At 54.5% G+C, this 10,815-nt stretch carries 13 protein-coding genes; 9 read left to right on the plus strand and 4 right to left on the minus strand.

The window, feature by feature from the left end; all coding sequences use genetic code 11:
• Positions 1 to 2: 2 nt before the first annotated feature.
• Positions 3 to 647, minus strand: a complete 645-nt coding sequence (locus A0129_RS04890) for a trimeric intracellular cation channel family protein (protein ID WP_291712904.1) — start codon at positions 645 to 647, stop codon at positions 3 to 5.
• Position 648: 1 nt separating this feature from the next.
• Positions 649 to 1,014 (minus strand): cupin domain-containing protein, encoded by a 366-nt coding sequence (locus tag A0129_RS04895; protein WP_291712906.1) that lies wholly within the window; start codon positions 1,012 to 1,014, stop codon positions 649 to 651.
• Positions 1,015 to 1,225: 211 nt separating this feature from the next.
• On the opposite strand from A0129_RS04895, the gene A0129_RS04900 reads away from it, so the two are divergent.
• Entirely contained in the window at positions 1,226 to 3,142 is a 1,917-nt protein-coding gene (locus A0129_RS04900; protein ID WP_291712929.1) for a radical SAM protein, read from the plus strand.
• A gap of 33 nt (positions 3,143 to 3,175) precedes the next feature.
• The gene (locus tag A0129_RS04905; RefSeq protein WP_291712909.1) at positions 3,176 to 4,483 is read left to right on the plus strand and encodes a DsbA family protein; all 1,308 of its coding nucleotides are present in this window, start codon (positions 3,176 to 3,178) and stop codon (positions 4,481 to 4,483) included.
• Here the strand turns inward: A0129_RS04905 and A0129_RS04910 are convergent.
• Both A0129_RS04910 and A0129_RS04915 read right to left on the minus strand, forming a co-directional pair.
• Positions 4,472 to 4,681, minus strand: coding sequence for a GDCCVxC domain-containing (seleno)protein (locus A0129_RS04910; RefSeq protein ID WP_105029755.1), 210 nt, complete (start codon positions 4,679 to 4,681; stop codon positions 4,472 to 4,474). The genes A0129_RS04905 and A0129_RS04910 overlap by 12 nt on opposite strands.
• 17 nt (positions 4,682 to 4,698) lie before the next feature.
• Positions 4,699 to 5,013 (minus strand): mercuric transporter MerT family protein, encoded by a 315-nt coding sequence (locus A0129_RS04915; RefSeq protein ID WP_291712911.1) that lies wholly within the window; start codon positions 5,011 to 5,013, stop codon positions 4,699 to 4,701.
• Between the two features lie 68 nt (positions 5,014 to 5,081).
• On the opposite strand from A0129_RS04915, the gene merR reads away from it, so the two are divergent.
• The 7 genes from merR to A0129_RS04950 form a co-directional block, all read left to right on the plus strand.
• Complete coding sequence (gene merR, locus A0129_RS04920; protein WP_291712913.1) at positions 5,082 to 5,489, plus strand: Hg(II)-responsive transcriptional regulator; 408 nt, start codon at positions 5,082 to 5,084, stop codon at positions 5,487 to 5,489.
• 64 nt (positions 5,490 to 5,553) lie between these two features.
• On the plus strand, positions 5,554 to 6,201 hold the full coding sequence (locus A0129_RS04925) for a cation transporter (RefSeq protein ID WP_291712915.1): 648 nt from the start codon (positions 5,554 to 5,556) through the stop codon (positions 6,199 to 6,201).
• Positions 6,202 to 6,239: 38 nt separating this feature from the next.
• Positions 6,240 to 6,605, plus strand: a complete 366-nt coding sequence (locus A0129_RS04930; RefSeq protein ID WP_291712917.1) for a hypothetical protein — start codon at positions 6,240 to 6,242, stop codon at positions 6,603 to 6,605.
• A gap of 85 nt (positions 6,606 to 6,690) precedes the next feature.
• Positions 6,691 to 7,938 carry a TolC family protein gene (locus A0129_RS04935; RefSeq protein WP_291712919.1) on the plus strand — a complete coding sequence of 416 codons (1,248 nt, stop codon included), beginning with the start codon at positions 6,691 to 6,693 and terminating at the stop codon, positions 7,936 to 7,938.
• Complete coding sequence (locus tag A0129_RS04940) at positions 7,935 to 8,519, plus strand: hypothetical protein (RefSeq protein WP_291712920.1); 585 nt, start codon at positions 7,935 to 7,937, stop codon at positions 8,517 to 8,519. Before A0129_RS04935 ends, A0129_RS04940 begins: the two co-directional genes overlap by 4 nt.
• Entirely contained in the window at positions 8,516 to 9,628 is a 1,113-nt protein-coding gene (locus tag A0129_RS04945) for an efflux RND transporter periplasmic adaptor subunit (RefSeq protein WP_291712922.1), read from the plus strand. The genes A0129_RS04940 and A0129_RS04945 overlap by 4 nt, the downstream gene beginning before the upstream one ends.
• 11 nt (positions 9,629 to 9,639) lie before the next feature.
• Positions 9,640 to 10,815, plus strand: a 1,176-nt coding sequence (locus A0129_RS04950) for an efflux RND transporter permease subunit (protein ID WP_291712925.1), incomplete at its 3' end; no start/stop codon positions are given.

Genomic DNA, 10,815 nt, shown 5'->3' on the forward strand with positions numbered 1-10,815 from the left:
ATTCAGCTTCTCCACTCCGGAAGCCGCACATCCTTCCACACTGCAAAGGCTCGCAGGCCTACGGTCACCAGTACACAGCCCAGCATGTTCACATACGCCGGGTTGTCCAGTTCACGCAGGCCAACGTAAGCCCAGCCGCCGAAGAAGGCGCAAATGGCATAGGGGCGGTGGTCTTTGAAAGCTTGCGGAATTTCATTGCACACAATGTCGCGCAGCACACCGCCAAACACGCCAGTGATGACACCCATGAAAACGGCCACCAAGCTGGGCATGCCCGCCATGATGGCTGCGAAAACGCCCGCGGCGGTGAACAGGCCCAGCCCCAAAGTATCGGGCCACAAAATGGCTTTTTCAGTGAACTTGAAATGTCGCTGCCGCATAAACAACATGGCCACGATGCACAGCACGAACACGGCCCACAGCAATTCAATGTATTTCACCCAGAAAAAGGGGCGTACATCCAGCAACAAATCGCGCAGCGTACCGCCACCAAAGGCTGCCAAAAAGGCCACCACGCACACCCCCACGGCGTCCAGCCGCTTGCGTGCACCTTCCAGAATTCCGCTGAGGGCAAAGGCCAGTGTGGCGACTACTTCAATGCCCAGTTGAATATTCTGGCTGAACTCCCCGGGGTTGAGCGTCGCCATGTCAGTTCACCGCCGCGCGATCAACGATCACGTAATGTTTGCGCACTGGCTCCAGTACCTCGAAAACACCTGTGAATTCCGCAGGAATTACTCCGGCATCGCCCGGACCAAACTGCTCGGCCTGCCCTTGGGCATTCGTAATCTGAATGCGCCCTTGCAGCACATGGAAAAATTCGTCTTTGCCCGGGGCAAATGCAATGCGCCAAGCCCCTGTTTCGCAGGCCCACACACCAGCACTAACTCCGTTGTTTTCATAGTGATTCCAGGTGCTGCGCAAAGGGTTGCCTTTTTCAAGCCGATCAGGGCGAGGGCGGTCATGTTCAAGCGGCGTGTTGCACTTGGCAAATACAGTCAGTTTTTGTGTCATGGATTGAACTTTGTTTTGAACCGTGGTCTATTGTAAAGGCAGGACTACAGGCAGGGGGCTTTAGCGATGAAACAGTTTTGGGAGGCCCTGGGGCAGTGGTCAGCAGCCTTGTTGTGTAGCGTCATGCTGTATGAGGTCTTTGCTGCATAAAACCCGGGAATCGATTGCGCCCGCTGGGTGTAGAATCTAGGCACGTTCAGCCCGAGGTTTTATCGTGTCTACCCCTTTCCGTGTGTTGTCTTTCATCCCGCCGATGACGCAGCTCAACACGCCCTATCCATCTACGGCTTACATCACCGGCTTTTTGCGCAAACAGGGCGTTGATGCCGTGCAGGCCGACATTGCGCTGGGCCTGGTGCTCAAGCTGTTTTCACCTGAAGGGCTGGACAGGATTGCCTCTGAAATTGAGCAGTACGAGGAGGTGACCGAGCGCGTGGCCCTGTTCATGGACCAGTTCAGCCGTTACCGTGCCACCATTGCCCCCACCATCCGCTTTTTGCAGGGGGGCGATTCCACCCTGGCCCACCGAATCAACAGCCGGGCTTTTTTGCCGGAAGGCCCGCGGTTCGAGGCGCTGGATGTGTATGTGGACGAAGAAGGGGGCGACCCGCTGGCCTGGGCCTTTGGTGCCTTGGGCGCGCAAGACAAGGCACGCCACCTGGCCACCTTGTACCTGAACGACCTGGCCGATGTCATTGCTGATGCGATTGATGAGCGCTTTGAGTTTGTGCGGTATGCAGAATCACTGGCCGGTAGCCAGCCCAGCTTCGACCCGCTGGCTGACGCCTTGCAGCAGCCTTTCACGCTGATTGATGAAATTCTTGTCGAGCTGACACTGGAAGAATTCAGGCGGCAGCAACCGCAACTGGTGTTGTTGTCTGTGCCCTTTCCCGGCGCGGTGTATGCGGCCTTGCGCATGGCACAGGCCATGAAGGCCGAGAACCCCACCATCAAAATTGGATTGGGTGGTGGCTATGTGAACACCGAGTTGCGTGAACTGGGCGAGCCACGCCTTTTCGACTTCGTAGACTTCGTTACGCTGGATTCAGGCGAGCGCCCCCTGCTGTGCCTGATTGAATACCTGCAAGGCAAGCGTGGCCCACAGCGGTTGGTGCGCACTTTCACGCGCAACGCTGAAGGAACGGTTCAATACACGAACTGGGCTGAACCCGATGTGCCGTTTGGCGATGTGGGCACCCCCACTTGGGATGGTTTGCCATTGCACAGCTACCTTAGCCTGCTCGACATGTTGAACCCCATGCACCGGCTCTGGAGTGATGGGCGCTGGAACAAGCTGACTGTGGCGCACGGCTGCTACTGGAAAAAATGCAGTTTTTGCGATGTGTCGCTTGATTACATTTCCCGCTATGAAAACGCCACAGCCACCGAGCTGGTCAATCGCATTGAACAAATCGTGGCCGAAACTGGCCAAACCGGTTTTCATTTTGTGGACGAGGCTGCACCCCCCAAAGCCTTGAAGGCCTTGGCACAGGAATTGATTGCCCGCAATGTGTCCATCTCTTGGTGGGGCAACATACGGTTCGAAAAATCCTTCACGCCCGAGCTTTGCCAGTTGCTGGCTGACAGTGGCTGCATTGCGGTTAGTGGCGGGCTGGAGGTGGCATCCGACCGCTTGTTGAACCTGATGAAGAAGGGCGTTTCAGTGGAGCAGGTGGCGCGGGTCACCAAAGGCTTTACCGATGCCGGCGTGTTGGTACACGCTTACCTGATGTACGGCTTCCCCACCCAAACTGTGCAAGACACCGTGGATGCGCTGGAATACGTGCGCCAATTGTTTGCCGAGGGCTGTATTCAATCGGGTTACTTTCATCGTTTTGCCTGCACCGTGCACTCGCCAGTGGGTAAAAACCCGGAAGAATATGGCATTCAATTGAAGCCCTTGCCCCAGGGCACTTTTGCGAAAAACGACATCGGCTTTATCGACCCCACGGGTGTAGACCATGCAGCGCTTGGCGAGGGCTTGAACCGCGCGCTTTACAACTACATGCACGGCATTGGCCTGGACCAGAATGTGCGCAGCTGGTTTGACCAAAAAGTGCCTCGCCCCACGGTGCAAAAAAACTTCATTGAGCAGGCTTTGTACGGCAAACCAGTCAAAACAGCTTAATATTGACAGTATGTAAACTTTAAAGGTGGCACCATGCGTTTAAAAACCCTGTTGATGCCCATGATCACCCAGCACCGGTTTGCGCGCGGCACCCTGCTCGCCCAACGCACCAAGGCCGAAAAAGCCCGGCTGGCCTCGGGCCGCCCCCACGAGGTTTATTACTTTCATCAGGTGGACGACCCCTACAGCCATTTGGTGGCCCAGGCTTTGCCCCGCTTTTTGGCGCGTTACAACATTGAATTGAAGCCACATGTGGTGAGCCCCCCACCCGATTCGGCCGCACCTGAACGGGAAAAACTGGTGGCCTACAGCCGAGTGGATGCTGCCTTGCTTGCGCAGCGCCATGGTTTGAGTTTTGTGGACCATGGCCGGCAACCAGCCTTAGCGCGTGCCCGTCAGGCCACCCACACTTTGGTGGCAGCCATTCAAGACGGGCAGTTTGTGGAGCATGTGGCCTCGGTGGGCCAGTGGTTGTGGGCCGGCGATGAAACCCAAATGCCTCCCGAGCAATTCAATGCATTGAAACCGGTGTCCAGCCAAGACGTGCAAAACCACATTGCACAGGCCGACGGGTTGCGAGACAAATTAGGGCATTACCTGGGCGGCATGTTGTATTACGAGGGCGAGTGGTACTGGGGCATTGATCGCCTGTACCACCTCGAGCAGCGCTTGCAGGCTTTGGGTGCGCAAGCCAATGGGGCCATTGCCTTGCTGTTTCCTGCAGACGATGGTCTTGAGCACGCCAAACCACTGGAGAACCCGCCAGACATTGATTTCTTCTTTTCTTTCCGCAGCCCCTATTCCGCCATCGTGGCCCCCCGCATTTTCGAGTTGGGCCGCCTGACTGGCGCGAAAGTCAATTTGCGTTTTGTATTGCCCATGGTGATGCGCGGCTTGCCCGTGCCCAAGGTGAAGCGCGAATACATTGTGTACGACACCGCCCGGGAAGCGCATGTGCGTAACATTCCTTTTGGTCGTTTGAACGACCCCGTGGGCAAACCCACTGAGCGCGGCCTTGCCTTGATTCCGTTTGCCGAACAGCACAGCAAGGGGCAAGAATTTGTGCTTTCCTACATGCAGGGTGTGTGGGCTGAAGGCATTGACGCCGGAAGCGACAAAGGTTTGAAAAAAATTGTAGAACGCGCTGGTTTGCGTTGGGAAGGTGCAGAAGTGGCCCTGCAGCACGAGGCCTGGCGCGAGCGGGCCACAGCCAACAGAGAGGAGCTGTTTGCCGCTGGTTTGTGGGGGGTGCCCTCATTCAAGGTGGGCAATACGGTGGTGTGGGGGCAAGACCGCCTGTGGGCTGTGCATGAAGCTTTGAAATTTCACTTAGCAACCTGATTTGCCTTGCTGAACGGGTGGGCATTTCACCGACCCATACGAGCAAAAAACACAGCAATCTCCAGGTTTGGGTTTCAACAAAATATTGCAGTGTTCACACTTGAAGAAAAACAGGCAGGCGTCCGTTGGCATTACGCAAAGGGTGCTTTTGCCGCAACTTGGACAAGTCAAAATCGACTCACGTACAACTTCAGTCATGGTGCGTTCCCCCGCTTTTACATGAACCATGGCACTGCCAACATGAGCATTGAAAGCACGGCGATTAACCAGTAAATCAGCTTCTGACCGCGGCTGCAAGCGTTGCAACCCTCCCTGCGCCAGAACATTTTGTAGTAAGCAAATGCCAGCAAGCTGATCGTGATCACCATAAAAACGGGTCGGTAGGGTTCCAACGCAGCAAATATGCCGATTGATGCACTGCTTCCCACGCCCACAGCCAGCAGCAGAAGCGGACCAAGGCAACAAACGGAAGCCCCGAATGCCGCGAGTGCGGTCGCAATCAGGGTGCCGGTATTTTGAGGTGTTGTCATGTTGGTATTTCTCAATGCATTAGGAAGTGATATTGTGAAAGCCGTACCTAAGTACGGAGTCAACAGGCATGATTCAAAAACACACATTAAGTATCGGCGGGTTGGCCCAGGCAGCGGGCGTGAATGTTGAAACCATTCGTTACTACCAGCGCGTGGGCATGCTTGCACAACCTGCAAAACCCCTTCAGGGCGCCCGTAAATATGGTCCACGGGACATCAAGCAGATCCGCTTTATAAAGCGAGCGCAGGCCTTGGGTTTTACCCTGTCCGAGGTGGCTGAACTGCTAGCGTTGGGCAATGCGAGTTCCTGTCGTGAAACGCAGGTATTGGCTGAAAGCAAGCTGGAGTCCATTAGCTCACGGATTCAAGACCTTGTAAAAATGCAGGATACTTTGCAGCAGCTTGTGGCGCGGTGTAATGCAATAGACAAATCGACCAATTGCCCCATTATTGATGCATTGGTGGGCGATGAATAGCTTGACCTTGTCACCATGTCAGGGTTTCTAATAAAGTAAAATAAGTACTGATCAAGGAAATTTCATGCCAGGTTGCAACCATTGCCCCTCTGATGAAGCGGCCAAGTCTGCTGCAAACAATCCCGGTTTTCGCAAGGTATTGTGGATCGCGCTGATTGCGAACGCAGCCATGTTCTTCATTGAAGTGGGTGCCAGTTGGTCGGCAGGCTCCGTATCTCTGCTTGCCGATTCACTCGATTTTGGTGGTGATGCGGCCAACTATGCTTTGTCCCTGTTTGTGTTGGGAATGGCGCTTCAAACCCGTGCCAAAGCAGCCTTGCTCAAAGGGGTGTGCATGGGGCTGTATGGTGTTGGTGTATTGGGTTTTGCCGGGTATGCAGCCATGCACGGCCAGGTACCTTCTTACGCCACCATGGGTGTCGTGGGTTTAATGGCTTTGAGCGTGAACGTGGGTGTTGCAGCCATTCAGTACCGTTATCGCAATGGCGATTCCAACATGCGCTCGGTGTGGCTGTGCAGCCGCAACGATGCAATCGGTAACCTCGCTGTGTTGGGTGCTGCATTGCTGGTGGGTGTTACGCAAACAGCCTGGCCCGATCTTGCGGTGGCCGCACTCATGGCCACACTCGGTTTAACAGCGTCTGTCAGTGTCATCAAACAGGCAAGGGCTGAAATACGGGATGAGGCGATCACCGGTGCACATTCTCATTGATTTGAGGTATTGAACCTTTTTCTGTCTGTGTTACTCTCATGCCCATGAAGAAAATTTATGTTCTGTTGTTGATCATGATGCTTCCGCTGCAAAGCCTTTGGGCCGCGGTGGAGTTGTATCACGTGCACGACTCAGGGCATGCTTCGTCGCTTCAAGTGGTGGGTCATTCTCACGGTAATCATGATCACTCCAGTACCTCTGCCGATACGCAAAGCCTTCAAGACAACGCGGGTAAATCGACATGTGATACCGACCACCACCACTGCCATGCTCACGGTGCGAGTGTGCTGCCCAGCCTGTTGACCATTGAAATGCTTCCCCATGCCCTGGATCAGGAATCTGATCAATTCACGGGCTTTCAATCTTTTTCTTCAAACCGCATCGAACGCCCGAAATGGGCCTGAACAAAACCTGAGTTAGTTGTCCGTTTTGGCCTGTCTATGCCGGCTCAAGACTGAAATTTCATCAGCTTTTGTTTGGAGAGAATCCATGTATTCACCACATCGTGTGGTGTCCACTTGCCTGGCTTTCTTAATGGCCAGCACGATGGCCTCGGCATTTGCCGAGTCGGCCGTCGAAGTGGAAACCGAATTGACGGTTCGCCTTGCGTTTGAATCTGCATTAAGCCTGGATCCCGAGATTCAAGCCCAAGGCAAACGACTGGAGGCGCTTGAGGCCCGACGCAGTGCGGCAAACGCCTTCACTGCAGCGCCTCTTTCTGTAGAAGGTTCTTATCGAACCGACCGCAACTACAACAATCAGGGCCTGCGGGAGCTCGAACTGGGCTTGTCTGCCCCAATCTGGAACTGGAACGAACGCAGCCGGACACAGGCGCTGCGCGACAGTGAAATCGAGCTTGCCAAGAAGCAGCTTGAGCAGAAGAAGCTGGAACTTGCTGGCCTGGTTCGCCAAACCCTGTGGGATACCCTGGCCGCCAATCTGGATGTTGAAATTGCACAGGTCCGGACCAAAACTGCCAAGGAATTGATGGTGGATGTGGATAGACGTGTCATGGCCGGGGAACTGGCACAGACTGATTTCTATCAGGCTTCTGCATTGTATGCCCAGTCCAAGGCCGACCTTGGGCGTGCATTGGGCGCTTTGGGAGACCTTAGCGCGGAATATGCCGCGATGATTGGTTTGCCTGTGTCAACACTGTCTCGCATTCAAACTGAAAGCACTGACATTCCCAATGGCTTGAAACCGCTGGATCATCCTGCCCTGAAGCTGGCACAGGCGCAACTGAATGCACAGCAGCGACAGGCTGATCTGGTACAAACCCAGGCCAGAGCCAATCCCGAATTGGGGCTCGCGGTGATCAGTGACCGTGGCGCATTTTCATCAACAAGCGAAAAATCGCTCGTGGTGTCAACCCGCATACCGCTGGGCAATTCTTCAGAGTATCAAAGCCGGGTATTGCAGGCCGAAAGTGATCAGCTTGCCGCACAGGCCCTGCTGGTTAAAACGCAAAGGTCAGTGGTTGCGCGCGGCCGCGCTGCGGAGGGTAACCTGGACATGTTTTCCCAGTTAAAAACGTCTGCACTGGAGCAGGCTGACCTTGCCGATAAAACGTATCGGCTGTATCGGCGTTCATTCGACTTGGGGGAAACCGATCTTCCAACCCTGCTGCGCTTTGAACAACAGGCTTTTGAAGCCAACAGGCTTGCCCGAAAGTCTGCCGTGGAATATGCCGCCAAAGTCTCTGCCTACAAACAGGCACTTGGACTTTTACCATGACGATCAAAGAGATTCATGCCATGAAATACATCAATTCAAAATCGACTTACATGGGTGCGGTGTTTGTTGCACTCGCCCTTTTTACGACACCAAGCAGTTTTGCAGGCCCCGGACATGATCACGGTGATGAAGCGCCGACAGCCACTGGCGAAGCGTCGCCACGGGTGGTGATGGAATCGGACCTGTTCGAAGCGGTGGGTATTTTGAAAGGTCGCACGCTGGAAATTTACATTGACCATGCTGCCACCAATGCACCAGTTGAAAATGCGGAGCTTGATCTGGAGCTCAATGGAAACCCGACACCCGTTGAGTTGCATGCCGTGGGTGAATTTGATGCGGTGCTGCCTGAGGGTTTGTCTGAGGGATCCGTGTCGGTGGCCTTGACAGTTTCATCTGGTGAACTCACCGATCTGCTGGCCGGTCAACTCGACCTGTCGCATGCAGACGACCACGCCACCGATGAGGAATCTCATTCACATGCCTGGGAATGGGTGTTGTATGGCTTGGGCGGCATGTTGCTTCTCGGTTTGCCTGTTGTTGGTTTTGTACGAAAAAAAATGAAGGAAGGCAAACAATCATGATCAACAAAAATTTTGCACTCTCGGTCTTGGTGTTCGGCCTTTTTAGTCCTTTGAATATTTACGCGGGCCCTGGCCATGATCATGGCGATGAAGCAGTCGAGCAAACCCTGGGCGATGGCCCCAAACGGCAAGCCACGGGCGAGGTGTTTTTGCCCAAGCCTGCCCAGCGCCAATTGGGTATTCGCACTTTGAAAACCGAGATCATGCCCCAGGCCAAGGTGATTGAACTGAACGGCAAGGTGGCACTGGATCCGCAGACCGGGGGCATTGTTCAAACCACCCTGGGTGGAAGTTTTGTACCACCGGGTCAAGGTGTTCCGCAATTGGGCCAACAAGTGAAAAAGGGCCAGGTGCTGGGATTCATTCAAACACCGCAAGCCGCCTTGGAAAAATCATCGCAACAGGCGCAACTTGCTCAACTGAGGTCTGAACTGACCTTGACCGAGAAGCGGCTGGAGCGTCTTTTGCAGCTGGCAGACACAGTACCAAAGAAGGAAATCGACGCTGCCCAGGCCCAGGTTCAAAGCCTGAAGGGCCAGGTGGTTGCCCTGGCTGGCGGCATTGCTTCAAGAGAAACATTGCGTGCGCCGTCCACCGGCATTGTGGCGTCATCCATGGCCATTTCCGGCAAGGTTTTTTCGGAAGGAGATGTGTTGTTTGAAATTGTTGACCCGGCAGTGGTGCGTGTAGAGGCAAGCTGGTACGAGTCTGGCGTGGTTCCCGATTTTCAATCCGCCCGCGTTCAAGCCGGTGAAAAGGGGGTAAAGCTGAAGTACCTGGGTGCGGCAAGCAGTGTAAAGGACCAGGCGTTGACACTGGCATTCGAAGCACGGGGGCTGGAAAACACCAGTTTTCCGACCGGGCAATTGCTGAAGGTGTATGCGGAACAGTCCGGGGGCGTTGATGCCGTGGCTGTGCCCAGTGCTGCGGTGGTCAAGAATGCGTCGAACCAAACCATTGTGTGGGTGAAAAAGGAGCCTGAAGTTTTCGAGCCCATGGTGGTGTTGACCGAACCGCTCAACGGACTTGAGGTGTTGGTTCGTGGTGGACTTTCCGGCGGTGAACGCGTGGTTGTTCAGGGCGCAACCCTGATTAACCAGGTTCGATAAGGGGCTTTGTCATGTTTCAGTTTTTACTCGACAGCAGCCTGAAGAACCGGCTGTTGGTGTTGCTGGCCGCACTTATCCTGACCTTGTACGGTGCATTCACACTCACCCAGACTCCGGTGGATGTGTTTCCCGATTTGAACAAACCCACCGTTACGGTGATTACCGAGGCCGGGGGCATGGCCTCGGAAGAAGTGGAACAACTGATTACCTTTCCACTGGAAACCGCGCTGAACGGCTTGCCGGGGGTGGAAGTAATCCGTTCGGTGTCCAGTGCAGGTTTGTCGTTCATCTATGTGACGTTCAATTGGGATACTGAAATTTACCGCGCACGGCAAATGGTTTCAGAACGGCTTTCCAGCATGGAAGAATCCATTCCTTCCGGGGTTGCACCAACCATGGGGCCGGTCAGTTCCATCATGGGCGAGATCATGCAGATCGCCATACCGATTGATGTGAAAAAAATCTCGCCGATGCAAGTGCGTGAATACGCCGACTGGGTGTTAAGGCCCCGTTTGTTGTCCATTCAGGGGGTGGCGCAGGTCATTCCCATTGGTGGCGAGGTGCGGCAGTTTCAAGTACAGCCCAATTTGCAGCGCATGGTTGAACTGGGCATCACGATTGAAAACGTGCAACAGGCCCTAAGCGGTTTTGCGTCCAACACCTCGGGCGGTTTTTTGTCGCTCAATGGCCGCGAGTACCTGATTCGACATTTGGGCAGAACTTCGTCACTGGATGACTTGCGCAATGTGGCAGTGGGTTCCCGAAGTGGTCAGGCCGTGTTGCTTAAACAAGTTGCTCAAGTGGATTTTGCAGCGGCCGTGAAGCGGGGCGATGCAGGCTATGAAGGCAAGCCGGCCGTCATTCTGGGCATTCAAAAACAACCCAGTGCCGATACCATCAGCCTGACCAATCGCATTGAAGAGGCTTTGGTTGGCATGAGCAGCAACTTGCCCGAAGGCATGGAAAAACCACGGGTTACTTTTCGGCAGGCAAGTTTTATTGAATCATCCATTTCAACCTTGCAAGGCAAGTTGATTGGTGCCTCGGTGTTTGTTGCTGCTGTGCTGTTTTTCTTCCTGGGCACTTTGCGCCCTACGGTGATCGCGCTTACGGCAATACCCGTGTCCATTTTCATGACCGCCCTGGTGTTTAACTACTTTGGTTTGTCCATCAACACCATGACCCTG

Source organism: Limnobacter sp. CACIAM 66H1 (genome assembly GCF_001601825.1).
Classification (GTDB): domain Bacteria; phylum Pseudomonadota; class Gammaproteobacteria; order Burkholderiales; family Burkholderiaceae_B; genus Limnobacter.

Excerpts from the sequence above, each read along its gene's own strand:
- A0129_RS04895 (WP_291712906.1), bottom strand. The coding sequence starts at position 1,014 with ATGACACAAAAACTGACTGTATTTGCCAAGTGCAACACGCCGCTTGAA.
- A0129_RS04910 (WP_105029755.1), bottom strand. The coding sequence starts at position 4,681 with ATGACTGAAGTTGTACGTGAGTCGATTTTGACTTGTCCAAGTTGCGGC.
- merR (WP_291712913.1), top strand. The coding sequence starts at position 5,082 with ATGATTCAAAAACACACATTAAGTATCGGCGGGTTGGCCCAGGCAGCG.
- A0129_RS04940 (WP_291712920.1), top strand. The coding sequence starts at position 7,935 with ATGACGATCAAAGAGATTCATGCCATGAAATACATCAATTCAAAATCG.
- A0129_RS04925 (WP_291712915.1), top strand. The coding sequence starts at position 5,554 with ATGCCAGGTTGCAACCATTGCCCCTCTGATGAAGCGGCCAAGTCTGCT.
- A0129_RS04930 (WP_291712917.1), top strand. The coding sequence starts at position 6,240 with ATGCCCATGAAGAAAATTTATGTTCTGTTGTTGATCATGATGCTTCCG.
- A0129_RS04945 (WP_291712922.1), top strand. The coding sequence starts at position 8,516 with ATGATCAACAAAAATTTTGCACTCTCGGTCTTGGTGTTCGGCCTTTTT.
- A0129_RS04935 (WP_291712919.1), top strand. The coding sequence starts at position 6,691 with ATGTATTCACCACATCGTGTGGTGTCCACTTGCCTGGCTTTCTTAATG.
- A0129_RS04915 (WP_291712911.1), bottom strand. The coding sequence starts at position 5,013 with ATGACAACACCTCAAAATACCGGCACCCTGATTGCGACCGCACTCGCG.
- A0129_RS04890 (WP_291712904.1), bottom strand. The coding sequence starts at position 647 with ATGGCGACGCTCAACCCCGGGGAGTTCAGCCAGAATATTCAACTGGGC.
- A0129_RS04905 (WP_291712909.1), top strand. The coding sequence starts at position 3,176 with ATGCGTTTAAAAACCCTGTTGATGCCCATGATCACCCAGCACCGGTTT.